This is a genomic window from Geothrix edaphica, from assembly GCF_030268045.1.
GTDB classification, from domain to species: Bacteria; Acidobacteriota; Holophagae; order Holophagales; family Holophagaceae; genus Geothrix; species Geothrix edaphica.
On sequence record NZ_BSDC01000003.1, the window covers coordinates 134,306 to 156,243 of the forward strand.

General features: G+C 70.3%; 16 protein-coding genes. 10 read left to right on the forward strand and 6 right to left on the reverse strand.

Annotated features, from left to right (window positions below):
* Window positions 1–7: 7 nt before the first annotated feature.
* Complete coding sequence (locus tag QSJ30_RS11385; protein ID WP_285609329.1) at window positions 8–2,584, forward strand: serine/threonine-protein kinase; 2,577 nt, start codon at window positions 8–10, stop codon at window positions 2,582–2,584.
* On the opposite strand, the gene QSJ30_RS11390 is transcribed toward QSJ30_RS11385, so the two are convergent.
* The 3 genes from QSJ30_RS11390 to QSJ30_RS11400 are packed head-to-tail and all read right to left on the reverse strand — an operon-like array spanning window position 2,581 to window position 5,520.
* Window positions 2,581–3,360, reverse strand: a complete 780-nt coding sequence (locus QSJ30_RS11390) for an inositol monophosphatase family protein (protein WP_285609331.1) — start codon at window positions 3,358–3,360, stop codon at window positions 2,581–2,583. The genes QSJ30_RS11385 and QSJ30_RS11390 overlap by 4 nt on opposite strands.
* A 1-nt stretch (window position 3,361) precedes the next feature.
* Window positions 3,362–4,855, reverse strand: coding sequence for an SDR family oxidoreductase (locus tag QSJ30_RS11395; RefSeq protein WP_285609333.1), 1,494 nt, complete (start codon window positions 4,853–4,855; stop codon window positions 3,362–3,364).
* Window positions 4,852–5,520, reverse strand: coding sequence for a Dph6-related ATP pyrophosphatase (locus tag QSJ30_RS11400; RefSeq protein WP_285609335.1), 669 nt, complete (start codon window positions 5,518–5,520; stop codon window positions 4,852–4,854). Before QSJ30_RS11400 ends, QSJ30_RS11395 begins: the two co-directional genes overlap by 4 nt.
* A gap of 61 nt (window positions 5,521–5,581) precedes the next feature.
* Between QSJ30_RS11400 and QSJ30_RS11405 the strand changes: the two genes are divergently transcribed.
* The 6 genes from QSJ30_RS11405 to QSJ30_RS11430 all read left to right on the forward strand — a co-directional run bounded on the left by QSJ30_RS11405 (window position 5,582) and on the right by QSJ30_RS11430 (window position 12,663).
* Entirely contained in the window at window positions 5,582–6,127 is a 546-nt protein-coding gene (locus QSJ30_RS11405; protein ID WP_285609337.1) for a NifU family protein, read from the forward strand.
* 176 nt (window positions 6,128–6,303) lie between these two features.
* A complete protein-coding gene (locus QSJ30_RS11410; RefSeq protein WP_285609339.1) occupies window positions 6,304–7,305 on the forward strand; it encodes a GAF domain-containing protein in 1,002 nt (333 codons plus the stop codon).
* Between the two features lie 186 nt (window positions 7,306–7,491).
* Complete coding sequence (locus QSJ30_RS11415; protein ID WP_420798792.1) at window positions 7,492–9,459, forward strand: alpha-ketoacid dehydrogenase subunit alpha/beta; 1,968 nt, start codon at window positions 7,492–7,494, stop codon at window positions 9,457–9,459.
* A gap of 140 nt (window positions 9,460–9,599) precedes the next feature.
* Window positions 9,600–10,454, forward strand: a complete 855-nt coding sequence (locus tag QSJ30_RS11420) for an MBL fold metallo-hydrolase (RefSeq protein WP_285609343.1) — start codon at window positions 9,600–9,602, stop codon at window positions 10,452–10,454.
* Window positions 10,455–10,558: 104 nt separating this feature from the next.
* On the forward strand, window positions 10,559–12,181 hold the full coding sequence (locus QSJ30_RS11425; RefSeq protein ID WP_285609345.1) for a SpoIIE family protein phosphatase: 1,623 nt from the start codon (window positions 10,559–10,561) through the stop codon (window positions 12,179–12,181).
* 188 nt (window positions 12,182–12,369) lie between these two features.
* Window positions 12,370–12,663 carry a hypothetical protein gene (locus tag QSJ30_RS11430; RefSeq protein WP_285609346.1) on the forward strand — a complete coding sequence of 98 codons (294 nt, stop codon included), beginning with the start codon at window positions 12,370–12,372 and terminating at the stop codon, window positions 12,661–12,663.
* On the opposite strand, the gene QSJ30_RS11435 is transcribed toward QSJ30_RS11430, so the two are convergent.
* Window positions 12,653–16,171, reverse strand: a complete 3,519-nt coding sequence (locus QSJ30_RS11435; protein ID WP_285609348.1) for a serine/threonine-protein kinase — start codon at window positions 16,169–16,171, stop codon at window positions 12,653–12,655. The genes QSJ30_RS11430 and QSJ30_RS11435 overlap by 11 nt on opposite strands.
* Before the next feature lie 203 nt (window positions 16,172–16,374).
* Here QSJ30_RS11435 and QSJ30_RS11440 point away from each other — a divergent pair, with 203 nt between their 5' ends.
* The 3 genes from QSJ30_RS11440 to QSJ30_RS11450 all read left to right on the forward strand — a co-directional run bounded on the left by QSJ30_RS11440 (window position 16,375) and on the right by QSJ30_RS11450 (window position 18,790).
* The gene (locus QSJ30_RS11440; RefSeq protein ID WP_285609350.1) at window positions 16,375–17,484 is read left to right on the forward strand and encodes a PQQ-dependent sugar dehydrogenase; all 1,110 of its coding nucleotides are present in this window, start codon (window positions 16,375–16,377) and stop codon (window positions 17,482–17,484) included.
* A 62-nt stretch (window positions 17,485–17,546) separates the two neighbouring features.
* The gene (locus QSJ30_RS11445; protein WP_285609351.1) at window positions 17,547–17,978 is read left to right on the forward strand and encodes an ExbD/TolR family protein; all 432 of its coding nucleotides are present in this window, start codon (window positions 17,547–17,549) and stop codon (window positions 17,976–17,978) included.
* Window positions 17,975–18,790: an energy transducer TonB gene (locus QSJ30_RS11450; RefSeq protein WP_285609352.1), complete on the forward strand. Its 816-nt coding sequence runs from the start codon at window positions 17,975–17,977 to the stop codon at window positions 18,788–18,790. Before QSJ30_RS11445 ends, QSJ30_RS11450 begins: the two co-directional genes overlap by 4 nt.
* Before the next feature lie 21 nt (window positions 18,791–18,811).
* On the opposite strand, the gene QSJ30_RS11455 is transcribed toward QSJ30_RS11450, so the two are convergent.
* Both QSJ30_RS11455 and QSJ30_RS11460 read right to left on the reverse strand, forming a co-directional pair.
* The gene (locus tag QSJ30_RS11455) at window positions 18,812–19,069 is read right to left on the reverse strand and encodes a hypothetical protein (protein WP_285609353.1); all 258 of its coding nucleotides are present in this window, start codon (window positions 19,067–19,069) and stop codon (window positions 18,812–18,814) included.
* Window positions 19,070–19,134: 65 nt separating this feature from the next.
* Window positions 19,135–21,837 (reverse strand): serine/threonine-protein kinase, encoded by a 2,703-nt coding sequence (locus tag QSJ30_RS11460; protein WP_285609354.1) that lies wholly within the window; start codon window positions 21,835–21,837, stop codon window positions 19,135–19,137.
* Between the last annotated feature and the right edge of the window lie 101 nt (window positions 21,838–21,938).

The following is a 21,938-nucleotide window of genomic DNA, read 5'->3' on the forward strand; positions in this document are numbered from 1 at the left end:
GAAGGCAATGCCTGCTCAAAATCTTCCCATCGGCACCTCCCTCGGTCCGTACCGCGTGCTCGCGCTGCTGGGCAAGGGCGGGATGGGCGAGGTGTACCGCGCCCATGACCCGAAGCTCGGGCGAGAAGTGGCCATCAAGGTCCTCCCGGCGGCCTTCGCCGAGAACGCAGAGCGGTTGCACCGCTTCGAGCGGGAGGCCCGGGCGGCGAGTGCGCTGAACCACCCGAATATCCTCACAGTCTATGAGCTCGGTACCCACGAGGGCTCGCCCTTCCTGGTCATGGAGCTGCTCCAGGGGTTGACCCTGCGCGAGCTGATGAACCAGGGCCCGCTGACAGTGGCGCGCATCGCGGAACTGGGGCGGCAAATCGCCGCAGGGCTGGCGGCGGCGCACGAGCGAGGCATCATCCACCGGGACCTCAAGCCCGAGAACCTCTTCCTCACCCAGCGCGATGTGGTGAAGATCCTGGATTTCGGCTTGGCCAAGCGCAGCTGCGCGGGGGAGGAACCCACGTCGGTGATGACCCTCGCTACCAGCACCGGGATGGTGGTGGGAACCTCGTTCTACATGAGCCCCGAGCAGGCGACCGGGAAGACCGTGGGGTTCGCGTCCGATCAGTTCAGCCTCGGCGTGGTGCTCTACGAGATGCTTGCCGGGAGCCGCCCCTTCTCCGGCGATTCGATTGCGGAGACGCTGGCGGCGATCGTACGGGATGAGCCGGTGCCGCTGGAACACCTGGCGACCGGCATCCCGGCGGGTCTCACCGCGATCGTCCACCGCTGCCTGGCGAAGGATCCAGCCAAGCGCTACGGGAGCGACGGCGAGCTCGAGGCGGCACTGGCGGCTCTGACGACCGAGGAGGGCACGCCGGTCCCCCGGCCCCCGTCCAGGCTGCGGGCCCGCCTGCGGCTGCCCCGCAGAAGGCTGCTGCCCGCCGCCGGAGTGGCCCTGGCCGCAGCTCTCGGCCTTCTTCTGTGGTGGCACCCCTGGGAGCCGGCTGCGCCCAGGTGGGACGACCACCTCGCGCTGGTCCTGCCCCTGGAGAACCGGACGGGGGACCCCTCCCTGGACGAGCTGGGCCAGCAGGCTGCAGACCTGGTCCGCCAGGACCTGGAGAAGGTGGGGAGCCTGAAGCTGGCCGTGAACCCTGGGGGACGCGACCTGCAACGCCTGGCGGAGACCACGCACGCGCGGCTGGTCGCGACCGGCAGCTACGCACGGCGCGGCCGGGACCTGGTGTTCCAGGCCCGGCTCGAGGATCCGTGGACAGGCACGACCATCTATTCCCTCGGGCCATGGCAGGCACCGGCGGAGGACCCCACTGCCGCGCTGAAGGAGCTCCGGCAGTACCTGGCCGGGGCGCTGGCCGTGTCCCTCTGCGACAACGGCGGCACGAGGCTCGGCACCTGGCGGGCGCCCCGCCTGGACACCTGGCTGCAGTCGAAGAAGTACTACGAGCAGTTCAATGCCGATCCCGAAGGTACAATCGCTGGATTGCGCAAGCTTCTGGAAAGCGACCCAGACGGATTCGACGCCATCCAGGTGCTCCTCGCCTACCTCGCCACGCCCAAGCGCGCTGAGGAGGCGAGGGCCCTGCTCGACGCGATCGAGCCCCGCAGCTCCGCCTACACGTTCGCGGAGCGCGGCTACCTGCGCTACTTCCGGGCGAAAACCGAGAACCGGCCCGCGGAGGGCGTCAAGGCCCTGTTGGATGTCCGTGCGACCTGTGGCGATTTCGATGCGCTCCACTACGACCTGGGGAACCTGTACCTGCGTATGCACCGGGATGGCAGCGCGCTCCGGGAATTCCGGCCGATCCTGGATTCCTCGCTGAACTGGGAGGGCTGGTTCGCGGGATGGATCGCCCTCCCCATGGGGAGGATCCTGCACCAGCGGGGAGAGTACGAGGAGGAGCTACAACTGGCTCGCAAAGGCATGGCGGTGGTGCCGGACAACATCGTCTTCCGCGTACGAGAAATTGGGGCGCTCGCAGCCATGGGCCGGGTGGCAGAGGTGGAGCAGGCGGTGCTGGCCGGCGACCTCGTCAAGCCGAGCCGCGGGCTAGCTGGCCCACCCCGGGCCCTGGAGGCCGCGGCCGCCGTGGAGTTCCATGCCCACGGCCGGGAGGATGAGGGCCGGCGCTGGGCGGCGCGGTTCCTGGATCGCCATCCGCCTTCATCGGACCCGCGGCTGTGGTTCCACACCACCCACATGCTCCGCATGCTCGGGCGGCGGAGGGAGGCGCTGGCCCTGGCGGACGCCCGGCTGGCAAGCGACCCCGGCAATCCGGATCCGCTCTCCGATCGGGGGATCCTCCTGGCGGAACTGGGCGAGACCGCCGAGGCCCGGGCGGTGGAAGTGCAGCTGGCTGCCCTTCCGTCGCGGCCAGGCGCGATACCCGGTCATCCGTTTGAATGCGCCTGTGTCCTGGCCGCGCTCGGGGAGAAGGAGAGGATGGTCGAATGCCTGCGCCAGGTCATTCTGGATGGCCAGAACCTCACCTACGTCCTGACTCACGACGAGGCCTTCCGCAAGTTCCGCGGGTATCCGCCTTTCGAGGACCTGATCAAGCCGGTTGACTAGGACGGGTGCAAACAGGCCCGCAACGCTTGCTGCACTCCGGGATTCCCCACCACCAGGCTCCCGCTCTCGAACCACTCCTGCCCGCCTTCCCAGTCGGTGATGATGCCGCCGGCCTCCTGCACCAGCAGGGCGCCTGCGGCGATGTCCCAGGGCTTGAGGCCCAGCTCGAAATAGCCGTCGAAGATGCCGCAGGCGACATGGGCCAGGTCCAGGGCGGCGCTGCCGGCGCGGCGGATGCCCTTGGCGCGGGGGAAGACGCGGCCGAGGGCGGCGTTGAAGGCCGGCCAGCGCTCGCCCAGCTGGAAGGCGAAGCCCGTGGCCAGGAAGGCCCCGTCCAGCCCCGCCTGCCGGGAGACGCGCATGGGCTGGCCGTTCCAGGTGGCGCCCATCCCCCGCACCGCCAGGAAGCAGTCCTCCCGCAGGGGATCCAGCACGCAGCCCACCACGGGACCGTCCGCGTCCCACAGGGCCACGGACACGCACCAGTGGGGGAAGCCCTGGACGAAGTTGAGCGTGCCGTCCAGCGGATCGACAATCCAGCGGCGCTCGGTGTCTCCCGAGGCTCCGCCCTCCTCGCCCACGAAGCCGTACTGGGGGAAGCGGAAATCCAGCTCAGCGCGGATGGCCGCTTCGGCAGCGCGATCGGCGTCGCTCACGAAGTCGTTCTTGGTCTTCTCGGTGATGGCGGCCGGGTCGAGCTTCCGGAAGTACCCGAGGAGCACCTTCCCCCCAGCCTGGGCCGCAGCCAGGCAGGCATCGCGTTGCGCATCGTACATGTCAGGCTCCCGGCCTCGATTCTGTCACGGCGGCTTCGGCCCGTCGCTTGAGCGCCCGGATCATGCCCGGGAACACAAAGAGGTGGAAGGGGAGCATCGAATACCAGTAGATGAGCCCGAGAACGCCGTGGGGCTCGAAGAAGGCCAGCTGTTCCAGCCGCGAGCCCGCCCCTTCGGGCCGCACCGTGAACTGGAGCCAGGCATGGCCGTCCAGCTTCATCTCGGACCGGAGCCGGAGGAGGCGGTCCTCCTCCAGGGCCTCCACCCGCCAGAAGTCCACGGGGTCGCCCACGCGCAGCTGCCTCGGGTGGCGGCGGCCCCGCCGCATGCCCATGCCCCGGAAGGCCCGGTCCAGGAGGCCCCGGATCTGCCACAGCCAGTTGCCGGCGGGCCAGCCGTTCTCCCCGCCCAGGGCGCAGAATGTGTCGAACACCACGTGGGGCGGCGCCTTGACGTGCCGGTGGTGGCGCTCCAGGAACATGCCCTCGTGGGAACCCAGGACCTGCTCCTCCTGCTCGCGGGAGAGGCTCGTGGCCCAGGTGGTCTCCACGGCATCCTCGTCCAGGCGTTCGAGGGCCAGGGCCAGGGCCTCCTTGTAGGCCATGGGCCGCACCCGGAAGACCTCCAGGGCCCGGGGATCGCGGACCACCACCTCGGTGGTCATCCCTTCGATCAGGGGCTTCACGAGCTCCAGCGGGATCGGCGTGACCAGGTCCACCCACAGCGCCGACAGGATCGGCAGCGGCACGCGCATGGGGATGATGAGGCGGCGCAGGCCCCGGGCCTCGGCGTAGCCCAGCATCATCCGCCGGTAGTCCAGGATGTCCCGGCCGCCGATCTCGAAGATGCCCGAGACCTCGGGATGTTCCAGCGCCTCGGTGAGGTAGCCCAGCACGTTGCGCACGCCGATGGGCTGGCAGCGCGTGTTCACCCAGCGCGGGGTGATCATGATGGGCAGGCGCTCCGTGAGGTGGCGGAGCATCTCGAAGCTGGCGCTGCCGCTGCCCACGATGACGGCCGCCCGGAACTCCAGCACCGGCACGCCGGTGGACCCCAGGGCCGCGCCCACCTCCTGCCGGCTGGCCAGGTGCTCGCTGCGCTGCCGCGCGGGATCCCCCAGGCCGCCCAGGTAGATGATCCGCTGCACACCGGCCTTGGCGCAGGCCGCCGCGAAGACCAGGGCGTGGCCCAGGTCACGGTCGCGGAAATCCGGCCGGTCCTCGCTCATGGCATGGACCAGGTAGTAGGCCTGCGACACGCCCTCCAGGGCCACCGCCAGGGAGGCCGGATCGCTCACGTCCCCCTTCACCGCCTCCGCCCCGGGCCAGCTGCGCCCGGCCAGGCGGTCGGGGTTGCGGGCCATGCAGCGGACGCGGTGGCCCGCAGCGAGCAGGCGGGGCACCAGGCGTCCCCCGATGTAGCCCGTGGCGCCAGTCACGAGGATGAGCGGCCTGCCGGGATCCATCAGGCTGGCGCCCGTGGCCTGGGGCGTCATGCGGGCACCAGGTCCGCGAACACGAACCCGTCCCGTTCCACGACTTCGCCGCGCCGGACTGGCACGGGATGGTGGAACATGGGCCCGTCCCAGACGAAGGTGTGGAACTCGCCCCGCTCCCCGCAGGGATCCACCGAGGCCGGCAGGTCCGCCAGCAGCTGGGCGTCGAAGGCCCGGCCGGCGAAGGAGGCCTCCAGGGCCCGGGGATCCACGCAGGTCAGGGTGGCCTTCAGGCCCGCGGCCACCATGGCCTGGGCCAGGGCGGCCGTGTCGGGGTTCCAGATGGGGAAAAGGGGGGCCAGGCCCGTGCCCGCCAGCTTCTGGATGCGGTAGTCCCGCACATCCTCCAGGAACAGGTCGCCGAAGGCCATGACCTCGATCCCCTCGGCCACGGCCCGGGCGCAGGCCTGGGCCATGAGGGCCTCATAGGCCTCGTTGGGGCAGGGCCAGGGCAGCGGCACCTTCCAGAGGGGCAGGCCCGCGGCCTCGGCCTGGGCCTCCAGCAGGGCGGCCCGCACCCCGTGCATGGCCACCCGGTCGAAGGCGGCGTTCGTGGTGGTGAGCAGGCCCACCACCTCCACCTCGGCCGCCTGACGGAGGGTGTGCAGGGTCCAGGCGGCGTCCTTGCCGCTGGACCAGCTCAGGAGAGCCTTGGGTCGGATCATGCCCAAAAGGATACGGCTCGAAAATCCTGACGAATTTGGTAAACTTTATTGGGAGTCTGCCATGCCCAAGGTCATCAACATCGAGCCCACCCCCAATCCCGACGCTCTGAAGTTCCTGGTGCATCCGGCCATCCTCAAGGCCGGCTCGCGGTCCTTCAAGGATTTCGGCGCGGCCGTGGGCGATCCGCTGGGCTCGGCCCTCTTCGCCCTGGGCAAGGTGACCTCCGTGTTCTACATGGACCGCTTCGTCACGGTGAACAAGGAGCCGTCGGCCGAGTGGACCGACCTCATCGATCCCATCTGCGAATCCATCGAGGACCTGAAGCTCCCGGAGAACGACACGGGCGACGCGGCGGGGCTGACGCCCGGTGGCGACGCGGACGCCACGCTGGAGCGCATCAACCAGCTGCTGGACTCCCGCATCCGGCCCGGCCTGGCCGGGGATGGCGGCGGCCTGGAGGTGATCTCCTTCGACGGCCAGACCCTCCAGATCAGCTACCACGGCGCCTGCGGCTCCTGCCCCTCCTCCACCAGCGGCACCCTGCGCTACATCGAGGGGCTGCTCCAGGAGGAAGTGAGTCCCAGCATTCGCGTTGTGAGCTGGTGAAATGCCCGTGGGAGGACTGGCCCCACCCCCTACACGGCACCTCGGTCACGGCCGCAGGCCGTGCCGAGTGGAGATCAGTCCCAGCCTCCGTGTGGTGAGCTGGTAGATCCATTCGAGCCCACCCCTTGCGCTATGGGAAAAGCCCGGCACCCTAGGGATACCTTCTGGAGACACGAGTGAGCCCTGGAAAGGCGGTCAAGCGTCGCAGCGCCAAGGGGAACCACCTCGCCGCGCTGGCGGATCTGCTCAATGCCAGCCGGACGGATCCGGCCCGCCTCTTCGAACACGGCCTGGCTCTGCTGGTGGATCGGCTCAGCGTGGATCGCGCCCTGCTCACCCGGGTCACGGGGCTGGGCTATGAGGTCTTCTGGTGGGCCGTGGCGGACGACGCGAGCATGGACGACGTGTTCGCCGCGCCGGAGAAGGGGTTCTGCCCCTGGGTCATGGCCCATCCGGACCGCCCCCTCACCATCCGCGACGCGGCCCTGGAACCACGGTGGCGGAAGAGCGCGGGGCACCTGCAGCTCGGCATCCGGGCCTACTCCGGCGTGGCCCTGAAGGAAGGCGAGAACGTGATCGGGACCCTGTGCGTGCAGCACCGCGCCCCCAAGGCCTTCGACCGCAGCGAGACGGAGCTGATCCGCGCCATGGGCCACCTCATGGCCCGCACCCTGGAATCGGAGAGCATGAAGCAGGAGCTGCATGGCGCACTGGATGCCCTGGAGCTCAGCGGTGCCATCGTGGAGGACAGCGCCCTCCAGAGCGCCCGCTCGGGCCTGCCCAACCGCCGCTACCTCGACATCTGGCTGCGCGCCTCGCTGTTCATGGCCCGCCGCCGCAAGGAGCCCATCGCCCTGGCCCTCTGGTCCCAGCCCCTGGTCACGGGCACCCGGGGCCGCCTTGCCGCCGCCGCGTCCCGCCTGCGGGGCGAGGATCTGCTCATCGAGCTGTCGGCGGACCAGTACCTGCTGATCATGCCCCACACCAGCGAGGAGGGCGCGGAGGTCCTGATCACGCGGCTTCGCGGAACCCTTGGGGAGCATCCCACCGGCGCCACGCTGTGGTTCCCGGGGGAAGACGACATGACCTTGAAGTCGGCTTTGACGCGCGCCGCCAAAGCCTTTACTGAAGCCAATCGCCAGGGCGCGGCGCTGATCTGGAACAGCCGGCGGGGATGAGCCGCCGCCTGCGCGCTGGCCCGTGGGGCGGGTCCATGGGAAGATGAAAGGCTCTGGTACAGCCGGTGGAACCCGGCCTCGTGGAGGTGGATGTTGGAAACTCCGACCCTGGTGAAAGCGGCCCTGAACGCGCTGGAGGCTCCGGCAGCCCCCAACCGCGAGGACCTCTGCCACTGGTATGAACTGATGCACCTCGGACGCCTGCTGGACGACAAGGCGCCCAACTATCTCAAGCAGGCCATCGGCTGGTCGTACCACGCGCCCTGCGCCGGCCACGACGGCATCCAGCTGGCCGCGGGCCTGGCCTTCCGGGCCGGGCAGGATTTCCTGTTCCCGTACTACCGCGACATGATGACCTGCCTCGCCGCGGGCCTCACGCCCGAGGAGATCATCCTCAACGGCATCTCCAAGGCCACGGACGTCGCCAGCGGCGGCCGCCACATGAGCAACCACTTCGCGAAGCCGTCCATCGGCATCCAGAACGTGTCCAGCCTCACGGGCAACCACACCCAGCACGCCGTGGGCCTGGCCCGTGCCGTCAAGTACTACGGCCGCGACAGCATCGTGTTCTGCAGCCAGGGCGAGTCCTCGCTGTCCGAAGGCTACTGCTCGGAGAGCATCAACGGTGCCGACCGCGAGCAGCTGCCCGTGGTCTTCGTCGTCCAGGACAACGGCTACGGCATCTCCGTGCCCAAGCACGACCAGAGCGCGAACGACTACATCTGCGACAACTTCAGCGGCTTCTCCAACCTGAAGATCATCAAGTGCGACGGGCTGGACCTCCTGGACTCCATGCGCGCCATGGCCGAGGCCATCGCCCACATCCGCACGGGGAAGGGGCCCGCCATGGTCTACGCCATGTGCGTGCGCATCGGCAGCCACTCCAACTCGGACCGCCACGAGCTCTACCGGGACGACGCCGAGCGGGCCGACGCCAAGGCCAAGGATCCCCTGCCCCGCTTCCGCGCCTACTGCCTGGCGCACGGCCTCAGCGAGGACGAGCTCAAGGCCATCGAGACCGAGAACCAGGCCCGCTACCTGGCCGCCCACGACCAGGCCATGGCCGCGCCGAACCCCGATCCCGCCACCATCTACGACTTCGTCATCCCCGAGGGCTGGGTCTCGGCCCAGTACCCGGACGGCACCCACCACGCCGAGGGCACGCCCATCAGTGTGATCACGGCCCTCAACCAGACCCTGAAGGAGGAGTTCCGCCTCAACCCCGACACCTTCATCTGGGGCCAGGACATGGCCAACAAGGAGAAGGGCGGCATCTTCAACGTCTCCAAGGGCCTGCAGCAGGAGTTCGGCGAGAAGCGCGTGTTCAACGCCCCCATCGCCGAGGACTTCATCGTCGGCACCGCCAACGGCTTCTCCCGCCTGGACGACAAGATCCGCGTGGTGGTGGAGGGCGCCGAGTTCGCCGACTACATCTGGCCCGCCGCCGAGCAGATCGTGGAGTGCAGCCACGACTACTGGCGCAGCAACGGCCAGTTCTCCCCCAACATCACCATCCGCCTGGCCTCCGGCGGCTACATCGGTGGCGGCCTCTACCACTCGCAGAACGTCGAAGGCTGGCTCACCACCCTGCCCGGCATCCGCGTGGTGGTGCCCGCCTTCGCCGATGACGCCGCGGGCCTGCTGCGCACGGCCCTCCGCAGCCGCGGGACGACACTCTACCTCGAGCCGAAGTTCCTCTACAACGCCAAGATGGCCCACGCCGTGGTGGCGCCGGACTTCGCCGTGCCCTTCGGCAAGGCCCGCGTCCGCCGCGAGGGCACCGACCTCACCATCCTCGCCTACGGCACGCCGGTCCACTTCGCCCTGGAGGCCGCCGCCAAGCTGGAGAAGGAAGGCAAGTCCGCCGAGGTCATCGACCTCCGCAGTCTCAGCCCCCTGGACACGCCCGCCATCATCAAGTCCGTGAAGAAGACCCACCGCGTGCTCATCGCCCATGAGGACAAGGTCTTCGGCGGCTTCGGCGGTGAGCTGGCGGCCATCTGCGCCTCCGAGTGCTTCGTCTGGCTGGATGCCCCCGTGGAGCGCGTGGGCTCCGAGTTCACGCCCGTGGGCTTCAACCGCGTCCTCGAGCGCGCCACCCTCCCCAACGCCGACAAGGTCCTGGCGGCGGCCCGCAAGGTGTTGGCCTTCTGATCTTTTCGAAAAGCAGACAGCGCTCGCGGAGGGTCGCAGAGGGAACAGAGGACGCAGAGAAGAAGCAAGAACCGTTTCCTTCTCCGCATCCTCCGCCATCTCCGCGATCCTCTGCGAGTGTTTTTCAAAGAGGAGCGTTCATGCAGTTCGGTCCCTGGGATGTCCAGATCGTCAGCGGCGGCACCTTCCGGCTGGATGGCGGCGCCATGTTCGGCACGGTGCCCAAGGTGGTGTGGAACAAGCTCTATCCGGCCGACGAGGAGAACCAGATCCTCATGGCCACCAACTGCCTGCTGATCCGCGGCGAGGTGGACGGGAAGAAGCACGTCATCCTCGTGGACAACGGCAACGGCGACAAGGAGAGCGACGACTTCATGGCCCGCTTCAAGTTCGAGGGCCGGGGCGTGCTGGATGCCAACCTCGCCCGCCATGGCGTGAAGCCCGGGGACATCACCCTCTGCATCCTCACCCACCTGCACTTCGACCACGCGGGCGGCAGCACGCGCTTCGGCGCTGATGGCCAGCCGGTGCCCAGCTTCCCCAACGCCCGCTACGTGGTGCAGGCCAAGGATCTCGCGGACGCGAAGCATCCCCACCTGCGCGTGAAGGCCAGCTACCTGCCCCAGAACTGGGAGCCGCTGGAGGCCGCGGGTCTCCTCGACACCGTGGACGGCAGCACCGAGCTCCTGCCGGGCATCTCCGTGCGCCCCGCGCCGGGCCACATCGAGGGCCTGCAGAACGTGGTCGTCGAAGGCGGTGGCAGGCGCCTGGTCTACCTGGCGGACCTCATTCCCACCGCCCGCCACATCCAGCCGGCCTGGGTCATGGGTTACGACCTGGACGTGGTCACCTGCGTGAACGAGCGCCAGAAGCTGCTGGATGAAGTGACCGGCTCCGGCACCGTCTGCGTCTTCGAGCACGATCCCGACTTCCCCGCCGGCACCGTCAGCCGCGATGCGAAGGGGAAGTACAGCGTGGCCCCCGTTCAGGTCTAGCCGCCTCCCGCCGGGCCTAGAGGCGGGTCGGGAAAAAACGTCATCCGGAACCAAATGTCCGATGGCGGTGGCCGGCGAAATGGCACACAATCCTGCCAGCCGCCATGACCCCCCTGACGCTCCTCCTCCCAGGCCGTCCGCCTCTGCTCCTCCGGGGCGAGGAGGGCCGGGCCTGGCACTTCGGGCGTTCGCACGAGAACGAGGTGGTCTTCCTCGACGGCGGCCTCAGCCGCAGGCATGCCCGCATCGTGCTCCAGGATGGGACCGCCCGCCTGGAGGATCTCGGCTCCCGGAACGGCACCTTCGTCAACGATGAGCAGATCCAGGCCCCGCGCGCGCTGCAGGGCGGCGACGACATCCGCATGGGTTCGGTGCGGATCCATGTGACCCACGGATCCCAGGGGCCCGACGTGCGGATCCAGGCCCGGGACCGTCCGGACTCCCAGCAGAGCCTCATCATGTCCCTGGCCCAGGCGCGGAAGGCCTGGACGCCCGCCCAGGACCGGGACCGGACCGGAGCGGTCATCCGGGCCCTCCAGGCGCTGAGCCTCGAGCTCATCAAGGACGTGCCCGCGGATGCCCTGCTCGCCCAGGTGCTGGACCAGCTCTGGACGCTCCTCGGCCCCTGGCGGGCGGCGATCCTGATGAAGGAGCCCTCGGGCGAGCTCCGCCTGGTGGTCTCCCGCGCCAGTGAAGGGCAGGCGACCATCCTGCTCCCCCGCAGCCTGGTGGAAGCCGCCCTGGAGCGACAGGAGGCGGTGCTCTTCCGGGAACTCGGCCTGGACCTGGCAAGTCCCTCCATCCTGCTCAGCGGCATCACGTCGGCCATCGTGACCCCCCTGGAATACGAGGGGACCGTGCTGGGCCTGCTCTACCTCGACGCCCGCCCCCCGCGGGACTCCTTCAGCGAGCAGGACCTGGGTCTCGCCACCACCTTCGCCCACCTGGCCTCCGCCAAGCTGGAGCAGGCGCGCCTGCGCGAGGCGGAACTGAGCCGGCGGAAGGTGGACCACGAGCTGGGCCTCGCCCGCCAGATCCAGCAGGGGCTGCTGCCCGGCTTCCCTCCGGAGATCCCCGGCTACCAGCTCTACGGCAACAACCTGCCGAGCCGCCAGGTGAGCGGCGACCTGTTCGGGTGGTGGCCCCGCGGCGATGGCCGCTGGCTCATCGCCCTGGCCGACGTGAGCGGAAAGGGCCTGGGGCCGGGGCTGGTGATGGCAAGCCTCGCCGCCTTCCTGGAGGCCTGGGCCGGCCGGGATCTCTCCACGGACACACTGGCGTTCCACCTCTCCAAGGCCCTGGCCCGGCACACCGACGGCCGGCGCTTCGTGACCGCCTTCCTCGTCCTGCTGGACCCGGCCACCGGCGCCGTGACCTACACCAATGCCGGCCATAACCCGGCGTTCCTCCTCAGTCCGGAGGGGGCCTGCCTTGAGCTGGAAGCCCAGGGCCTCCCCCTGGCCATGCTGCCCGGCCGGCCCTATGGCTCCGCCACCATCACCCTTCCGCCGGGCGGCCTCCTCGCGCTCTACACGGATGGCATCACCGAGGCGGCCAACGCCAAGGATGAGGAATACACCCCGGAACGGCTCAAGGCCTTCCTCCAGGCGAAGGCGGCGGCCCCCCTCGAAGCCGTGGATGCCGAGCTCATGGCCGAGCTGGACGCCCATGCCCAGGGCACGCCCTTCGCCGACGATCGCACGCTGCTCCTGCTGCGGCGGTCCTGAACCGGACCATGGAAACGCGCCCAGCGCTTCGGACCGCCGCGGCCTATCGCATCGATGGATAAAGAAACTTTTTTATTAAACAATTGCGGTTTATTCCATGACGCGACTAGGCTATGAGGCCACTCCCGATCTGCCAGGGTCCGATCTGGGCCTCTGGCTTCCACCCCACGCCCTTCTCTGGAGGCCCCATGGCCACCAAGCAGATGAACGTCAAATCCGACGGGTTCAACCCGAAGGACCTGTCGGTGAACAAGAACCAGGACTCTGTGCACTTCGTGCAGAGCGGCCCGGACGCGCCCAGTTCGGTGACCCTCAGCAGCTCCGCGCTCTTCGGCGTGACCACCTGCGTGGTGGACGCCAGCACGAGCGGAACGAACGTGTACCAGGTCCTGGGCACGGCCACCGTTGGGGACTACACCGTGTCGCTGCCCCCATCCCCCAGGCTGACCAAGGACAGCGGCACGATCAAAGTCACCGGCTGAGACCCACCTGACTCGGCGGCAGGAGCGGCGGGGCGTCCCCGCGCTCCAGCCGCCGGGCCCGCTCCATCCAGGGCGCCAACGTCCGCGCGAGGTGCGGGTTGGCGCTTCCGCAGGCGGCGAGTTCCCTCGACGCTTCCCGCCCCTTCTCGCGGCGCGTCTCCCGGGGTTCCGCCTCGGCCTCGAGCAGGCGCAGCGTGGCTTTCAAGGCCAGGGCCTCGGCCCACTGGGGACGGGCCTGGAGGAGGGTCCCGGCCCGGGCGCTCCCTTCCGCCAGGGCCTTGCCTGCCTTGCGTCCCTGGGCCTGCTCCCACTCGGCCTGGGCACACCAGAGCTGCCCGAGGGCGAGCAGCGATTCCTGGGAGGCCGGATCCGCCGCCAGCGCCTGGTCGAAGGCCTCCCGGGCGGTGCCGAAATCCGCCTCCGTCGCCTGGGACCAGGCGGCCTTCCAACGGGCATGGGCGGCCCGGAGCATCCCCAGGTACTGCCAGGTGTCGTGATTCTTGGCATCCAGGGCCAGCGACTGGGCCAGGAGGGCCTCGCCCGCGCGCACCTGGGCGCGGGGGTCCGCCCCTGAGACCACCGCCCATGCCACCCGGACCGCGCTGCAATGACCGGCATTGTCCAGGAGCCCCTGGTCTCCCGGGGCGACCTGGCGGCCCTGCCGCAGCACGGCCTCGGCCTCGGCCAGGATCCGGGGGGCGGAGAACCACTGGCTCTCCGTGATGAGCTGATCGGAGAGGTTCAGGTAGCCGTAGGACTGGGCCGGGGCCGCCAGGATGGCCCGCCGGTAGCAGGCCTTGGCCTCGCTGCTCCACGGAGCCGGATCCTCGCCCCGCCCCCAGGCCTCCCGGGCCAGTTCGGACAGGGCCATGCCCTCCCCGTTGTGGAGATGGGGACTGGCGGCATTGATGGCCAGCCCCTGATGGTTCAGGTCGCGGGAACGCAGCAGGGCCGGCCGGGGATCCTCACCCTTGGCCCGGGCCCGGAGGGCCTGGGTGTAGTACACCTTGCCGAGCATGAAGTAGGGGACGAAGTGCTGCGGGTTCAGGCTGCGGGCTCGTTCCAGGGCTTCGGCCGCGGCCTGGAGGTCGGCCTCGGGCTGGGCGGCCCTGGGCAGCCTCGCCCGCTGTTCAAGGCAGGCGCCGAGGTTGATCCAGGCGGGGAGGAGGTGGGGCTCCATCCGCGTGGCCGTCCCGAAGCTCTCGATGGCCGCACTGAAATAGACGGAGGGATCCTGCCCCCGGCCGCCTTCGAACTGGGCCAGGGACTGGTTCACCATGCCCAGGTGATTCCAGACCGCGTAGTCGCGCTTCTCCACAGACAGCCCGCCGAAGGCTGCGAGCCCCCGCGACAGGGGGTCCGTGGGGTCCAGGTTGCGCAGGAGGCGGACATTCCCCAGCGTGTAGTAGGCCTTGCCGAGGGCCACCCGGGCATCCGCGCGGGTGGGGCCCGCCGCCACGGCCTGCCTGGCGGAAGCCACCGCTTCCGCCGCGAGTTCCTGGGCGTCCTCCCCCCGGAGGGCCCGCGTGTCCGCGAGGTTCCCCTGCAGGCCTGCAGCGAGGATCAGCGACGGGGCGTGGTCCGGCTGGAGGCGGAGGGCCGCCGCCAGGGCCCGCATCCCACGGTCGAAGGGCCCCTGGACATCCCCCTGCCCGTACTTCTCCATGAAGAACGCGTTGTTCTCCAGATCGGCGGCCGCGGCGTACACCGCGGGCACGCTGCGGCCCGTGATGGCGGCAGCTTGCAGGGCCTGGCGTCCCTCCTCGAAATCCTGGCGGGCGCCCTCGCGGTCACCCTGGTTCCACTTCTGCCAGGCCCGGGCCTGGAGCAGGGAGCCGCGCAGCAGGGGCGCCTCGTAGAACCAGGGCAGCTCGGTGCCCAGCGCCTTGAGCCGGACCAGGGCCTCGTCCAGCCGCCCCTCGTAGAAGGCCAGCAGCGCCTCCAGGTAGGCGGGCGAGGGCACGTCCGCGCCCCGGGCCTGGCGGAGGTAGGCGAGGGCCGGGTCCCGCAGGGTGCGCTCCACCTCCCGCAGGCGGGCCTCCCGCTGGTCCTTGGAGACGATGCGCTCCGCCTCCAGGAACCGGTCCCGGAACTGCTGGCCCAGGGCGAGGCTCAGGGCGTACGCCACGCGCGGCTCGCGGTAGCCGGCGTCCCAGGCCATCTGCAGGTGCTCCCGGGCCTGCTCGGTGTCGTCCAGGGTCCAGTGGCCCCGGCCCAGCGCGTAGTGGCCGGGCCCGTTGGCGATGGCCCCGGCCCGGGCCATGTCGGCCTGGAGCCGGGTCATCTGCTCCCGCACGGCCTGCAGGTCGGGCCGGATGTCGTGGGGCGGCGCCAGCGCCGAGTAGCGGGCCATGGAATCGATGCGGACCGCGGCCTCGGTGAACTGCTGGGCGAGCCGCTCCCGGCGCCCCGCGTCGCGCCGGGTCTTCACCGCCACGCCCAGGGCCACCAGCACCGCCAGCAGGGCCACGGCGGCCACGGCGGTGAGCTGCCGGTGCTTGCGGGCCTTGCGCTGGAGCCGGTACCAGAGCCCCGTGGGCCGGGCCAGCACGGGATCCGCCGCCAGGAACCGGTCCAGGTCATCGGCCAGGGCGCGCGCCGAGTCGTAGCGCCGCGCACGGTCCTTCTCGAGGCACTTGAGCGTGATGGCCTCCAGATCCCGGGGGATGTCCAGGCCGGGCCCGCGCATGGGCTGGATGTCCTCGGAGCCGATGGCGCCCAGGATCTCCAGGGCGTTGGCGCCGGAGACCGGCGGGCGGCCCGTGGCCATGTGGTAGAGCGTGGCGCCCAGGCTGTAGATGTCCGTGCGGCGGTCCAGGCGCGAGACCTCGCCCCGGGCCTGCTCCGGCGACATGTAGGCCGGCGTGCCCAGCACCGAGCCCGTCTCCGTGAGGTCCTGGTTCCACTCCCGCGCCAGGCCGAAGTCCATGACGAAGGTGCGGAGGGAGCCGTCCGCCACCCGCTCCACCATGATGTTGGAGGGCTTGAGATCCCGGTGGATGATGCCCACACGATGCGCTTCCTGGACGCCCAGCGCCGCGTCCCGCAGCACCAGCACCTTCTGCTCCAGCGACAGCTCCTGGGCCGCGGCGTCGAAGGGCAGGCCCGCCACGTACTGCATGGCGATGAAGACCCGGCCCTCCACCTCGCCCACCTCGAAGACCTTGCACACGTGGTCGTGGTCCACGCGGGCCTGGGCCCGGGCCTCCAGCATGAAGCGCGTGACGTAGCGGTCGTCGTCGAGGCGCACGAACTTGAGGGCCACCTCGCGGCCCAGGCGCCGGTCGCGGCCGTGGAACACCTTGCCCATGCCGCCCTGCCCCAGGAAGCCCAGGCACTCGTAGCGGTCCCAGCCGGGCACGGGAAAGTCCGGATCACCGGCCCGGGGCCGCGGAGGGACGGTCGCATCCAGCGTGGAACCGCTGCCATCGGCGCCCGGGCCACTGTCCAGGGTCTCCGCCCCGGACAGCATGAGGTCCATGTCGCGCGCCCTCGGATCTGCTTCCATCGGCTCAGCTCCCACGGGGCGAGGTTGGCTTCGGAGATCGCTATTCAGAAATGGATCATGGCACGGTAGATCCATAGATCATCATCAGTCAATTTGTTAATTTACGATCAATCAGTAAGCTACGGTGTTTTTGAGAAACGGGCAGGTCGCGGGGAAGAAAGGCGCCACCCGGAGCATCCAAGAGGTCGTTCCCGGAGGCCCCCATGCCTGGCTGGATCTCCTTCGTGGCGTTGGCCACCCTCGTCGCCTGCGGACATGGAGGCGGCAGCGTCCCCCCATCCCAGCCACCAGCGGGTGGGACCTTCACCACCACCACGGTGGTCGCGGGGCTCACCCAGCCCACCGCCATGGCCCTCGTGCCGGATGGCCGCATCTTCGTCTGCGAGCAGGGCGGCGCCCTGCGGGTCGTCAAGGCGGGCGCCCTCCTGGCCACCCCCTTCCTGAGCGTGCCCGTGGACGCCACCGGCGAGCGCGGCCTGATCGGTGTCACGGTGGACCCCGCCTTCGCGGCCAACGGCTTCGTGTATGTCCACTACACCGCCACCTCGCCGAATCTGCACAACCGGGTGAGCCGGTTCACGGCCGCGGGAGACCAGGCGGTACCGGGCAGCGAAACTGTGCTCCTGGACCTGGATGACCTGAGCACGGCCACCAACCACAACGGCGGCGCCCTGCACTTCGGCCCGGACGGCAAGCTCTACGTCGCCGCGGGCGACAACGCCAACGGCAGCAACGCCCAGAGCCTCACCAACCTCCTGGGGAAACTGCTCCGGCTCAACCCGGACGGCAGCGTCCCTCCGGACAACCCCCTGCTGGCGCAGACTTCGGGAAAGAACCGGCTCATCTGGGCCCTGGGTTTGAGGAACCCCTTCACCTTCGCCTTCCAGCCCGGCACCGGCCGCCTGCTGATCAATGATGTGGGGCAGAACACCTGGGAGGAGATCAATGGCGGTCAGGCAGGCGCCAACTACGGGTGGCCCGCCACCGAGGGCGCCACCTCCAACCCGGCCTACCTCTCCCCGATCTACGCCTATCCCCACAGCGGCGGTCCGGTGACCGGCTGCTCCATCGTGGGCGCCGCGTTCTATGACCCGGCGACGCCCACCTTCCCGGCCGCGTTCCTCCACAAGTATCTCTTCATGGATTACTGCGGGGGCTGGATCCGCACCCTGGATCCCGCCACGGGGACCGTGGGCGACTGGCTGACGGGTCTCTCCAGTCCCGTGGATCTGCGGGTCGCGGGAGATGGCTCGGTCCTCGTGCTGTCCCGCGGCGGCGGGAGGCTGCAGCGCGTGACCTACACGGCGCCCTGAGCCCGTCCCGCCTGCCCCGTCCGCGCACGCGCTAAACTGGAACCTCTTCGTTCGAGGTGCCCGTGTCATTCACCCCAGGCAGCAGGCGCGGCGCCATGGCCGACATCAACATGACGCCGCTCATCGACGTGATGCTGGTGCTGCTGATCATCTTCATGATCGCGGCGCCCATGATGATGACGGGCGTGGACGTGAAGCTGCCGGAGAGCCGCACGGGCCGCAACCTGGAGAGCGAGGCCCTCACGGTCTCCATCACCTTCGACGGCCGCCTCCAGTTCGACCAGGCCTTCATGGCCCTGCCCGTGCTCGCCAACCAGCTCAAGGCCAAGGCCCAGTCCGGCGGCAAGCGCCCCGTGCTGGTGCGGGCCGACCACAACGTGCCCTACGGCCGCGTCATCCAGGTGGTGGACGCCATCCGCGAGGCGGGCTTCACCCAGGTGGGCTTCGTCACCGCCGCCGCGCCCATCGCCGCCCCGCCTGCCGAAGCGAAATGAGCCAGGACCTGCAGGCCTACCTCCGCACGCGCGCCCACCTGGGCGAGCTCCGCTGGGGGCCGGGCCTGGCCCTGAGCCTGGCCCTGCACTTGACCGTCGGCGTGGCCTTCTTCTGGCCCCGGAGCGGCGGCGCGGAGAAGGCCGAGGAGCTCAAGGTCACCTGGGTGAACCTGCCCGCGGCCATGGGCGGCACCTCCGGCGGCTCCGATGCCATGGAGGTGGGCAAGACCGGCGAGCGCCTGCGGCGCGTGGAGGAGGTGGCGCCGGTGCGGGACACCACGCCCTCCGCCACAGCCCCGGATCCCTTCGCCACGAAGACCACCAAATCCGCGGCCAAGGGCGACAGCAAGGACACCGCCAGCCAGGGCACGGGCACCACCGCCGCCAAGGGCAAGACCGCCTCGCCCAACCCCGTGGCCGGGGCCGTGGGCTCGGGCAACGGCGCGGCCTTCGGCGCGGGCTCGGGCATCCCGGGCCTGAACCCCACCTCCGGCGTCCAGGGCGGCGTGGGCCTGGTGGGCGGGGTGGATGGCAACTTCCCCTTCGTGTGGTACCTGCAGCAGGTCCAGGCCCGCATCACGTCCAACTGGAACCGGGTCTCCAGCACCCAGGGCCGCGTGCAGATCTACTTCCGCATCGCCCGGGACGGCAGCCTCGACCGCGTGCGCGTGGAGATCCCCAGCGGCAACGCCGCCATGGACGAGAGCGCCCGCATGGCCGTCCTGCGCGCCGCCCCCCTCCAGCGCCTGCCGGAGGGCTACGACGGCTCGTACCTGGGCGTGCGCTTCTGGTTCACGTACCTGGGGAACTGAGCAGCACGGACCCGCCTGCGCTCACTCCACCAGACCGCCCCCGCCCGGATCCGGGTCGATGACGGCCACGGCCAAGTTCACGGAGTGCATGGGGAAATCGAGGGTGAACTCGCCTGCCGGCAAGGGGATCCGGACCATGACGCCGGTGGCATCGAAGCCCGTCAGCTCCCACGCCTCATCCGCCCGGAGGTGGATGGCCCGACTCACTTTCGGATCTGAGAAGGTCCAGCCCCGGACGCCCGGAGGCAGGTGTTTGGCTGCGAATTTCAGGCTGTGCATGGTTCCTCCTGTTCATGGGGCGTTGGGGATGCAGGGCCCGATGGCGCGGCCCGGGAAAGAGCTGTTCAGGAACGCTTCCGCCAGCTGGAAACCAGCGAAAGGACTTCCTCATGGTGTTCGGAGTCCTCGCTGCGGGGGCTGGCCAGGGCCGAGGCCAGGGCATCCAGGGCCTCCTTGTCCCGCCCCCGCAGGTGCAGCACCCAGGCCCGGGCGCGCCAGATCTGGGGGCGGTCGCCCGCGAGCCCCCGGGCCTCGTCCAGCAGGCGCTCGGCTTCCGCCAGGTCGCGCTGCCGGGCCTTGCACTCGGCGAGGGCGGCGAGGGCCTCGGCCCGGTTCTGCGCCGTCCCCTTCTTCGCCAGCAGCGCCGAGGCCTCCATCAGGCGGATGGTGGCGGCCGGGAGCCTCCCCCGCGCCCGCAGGAGATCCCCCAGCCGGTAGAGGGCCCGCCCCTGGATCAGGAGGAAGTCGTGTTTCCGCGCCTCCTCCAGGACGGCGTCGTACCGGGCGGCCGCCTGGTCGAAGTCGCCCTTCATGTGGGCGGCGATGCCCAGCAGCAGCAGCGTCCGGCACTCGCCCTCGGCATCCCCCAGGTCCCGGCGCAGGCGGAGCACCTCCAGGAAGGTCTTCTCCGCCGGCCCGGGCCGCCCCTCCTCCAGGTCGAGGATGGCCAGGTTGTTCTGCGTGAGGGCCGTGTACAGAGGGCTCTCGGCCACGCCCGCGTCGGCCAGGGCATCCTGGTAGAAGCCGCGGGCCTCCTGGGTCCGGCCCAGGTACTTGGCCCGGTTGCCCAGGTTCACCAGGATGTCGGTCCTCAGCCCCCGGTTCCCTGTGGCGGTCACCATCTCGAGGGCGGGCGTGAGCGACCGTTCCGCCGCCGTCCAGTCCTCCTTGTGGATCCAGTGGGTGCCGAGCTCGTTCAGGATCTTGGCCTGGAGGTCCGTGTCCCGCGTGGCCCGGCCCAGCTCCAGGGCCTGCTCCAGCAGGGGGACCTCCTCATCGGACTTCCGGTCCGTCCTCCGGGCGAGGAGCGCCAGCCCGATCAGCCCTTCGGCTTCGGAGTACCGGTCCCGCGACTCGCGGGCGGTGGCCACGGCCCACATGAGCGTGGGCAGGGCCTTCGCGTCCCCCCGGCTGTACAGCACCGAGCCATAGACCCGCACCCCCGGAGCGAAGCGCGGCGCCAGCAGCGCGGCCCGCTCCAGGAAGGGAAGGGCCCGCATCCGGTCCCCGTGCCGGAGCAGGTCGAGGCCTGTGCCGTAGGCCTCGAGGGCCTCCTTCGGGGGCATGGCCGGGAACTCGGGGGACCGGCCCAGCGGCGACAGGGTCCGGTTCAGCTCCTTCAGCACCGAAGGCACCGCCAGGTTGGGTTCATAGTCGGGGGTGGCGGCGGCAGATTCCCGGCTGGCCCGCAGGCGGCCCTCGCGGTCCACCAGCCTCAGCCGCAGCACGGGAGCGCCCGAGCCGGGAACCGGGGCCAGCTCCCCCAGCATCACCAGGTCCGCGCCGGTCCGGGCCACCAGGCGGCGGATGAGCGCCGCCTCATCGCCTGCCGTCGCCGCCATGGCCGCGGCCCGGGGCCGGTCGTCTCCGGGATCGCGATCCTGCACGACCTTCACCTGGGGGAAGCTGCGGAGGATGTGCTCCAGCAGGTCCGTGGTGGTGATCTCCGCCTCGGGCGTGCGCCCGGGATCCGGCGTGAGGTTCCGGACCGGCGCCACCACCAGCCGGGCCTGGCGCGAGGCCGAGAACTCGGGGATCACGCCCCGGCCGTAGGCCCATGTGCCCAGCCCCGTCAGGGCGAGCGTCACGGCCGCCGCGGCGGCCGCCCACCACACAGGGGAGGTGGGCGCCTGGATCTGGTCCAGCGCCTCGACCACTTCCTGCGCCGTGGGGCGGGCCGACGGATCCAGGCAGAGCAGGCGGTCCACCAGGTTCCGGAGGGCGTGCGGCCCGGCGGCGTGCCCATGGGGATGCGGCCCCGACCCTGAGCGCCACTTGAGCACCCTCCGGGTCCAGGGGACCGGGGTCCGCTCCGTCCCCGGCGGCGGATCGCCCGCCAGGGCCAGGGAGGCGACCACGCCGAGCGCATACAGGTCCGTGGCCGCCGTGGCACTCTCCCCCAGCAGCAGCTCCGGGGCGATGAAGCCGCGGGTGCCCATGACCGTCCCGGGCTGGGTGAGCGGCTCATCGGAACCCGGGCAGGTCGCCGTCGTGCCTTCCTCCCCAGGCGGGGCGGGCCAGGTGTCCCCGCGGTCCCCCGGTCCCGCCACTTCGAAGTCCTTCGCCAGGCCGAAATCCAGGAGCTTGGCCGAGCCCTCCGGCGTGATCAGGATGTTCGACGGCTTCAGGTCCCGGTGGATGACGCCCTTGGCGTGGGCCGCCGCCAGGGCCAGGGCCACCTCGCGGAGCAGCCGGAGCGCTTTCGGGAGCGGCAGCGGCCCCTGCTCCAGCAGCTTCGAGAGGGGGGTCCCCTCCACCCACTCCATGGCCATGACCAGGGTCCCGTGGTGGTCCAGCCAGTCGTACACGTGGCAGATGCCCGCGTGGTCGAGCTTCGCGAGGATCTGGGCCTCCCGCTGGAAACGGCTCAGGGCGGCCCGCTGGCTGGCATGGTCCGCGCGGATGGTCTTCAGGGCGACGTGGCGCTCCAGCGAGCCGTCCCAGCCCCTGTATACCCGCCCCATGCCGCCCTCGGCGACAAACGCCTCCACCTGGTAACGGCCGACCACGTCACCGGGCTGGAGCGGGCTGGCAGTCTGAGTCGCCATGGGAGTCGCTGGAACAGGACACCATCAGGAGCCGACCATCCACTCGGGCCGCACATCCGTCCTTCGAGGAAGCCGGGGCATTCGCAAAAAGTCTACATCTC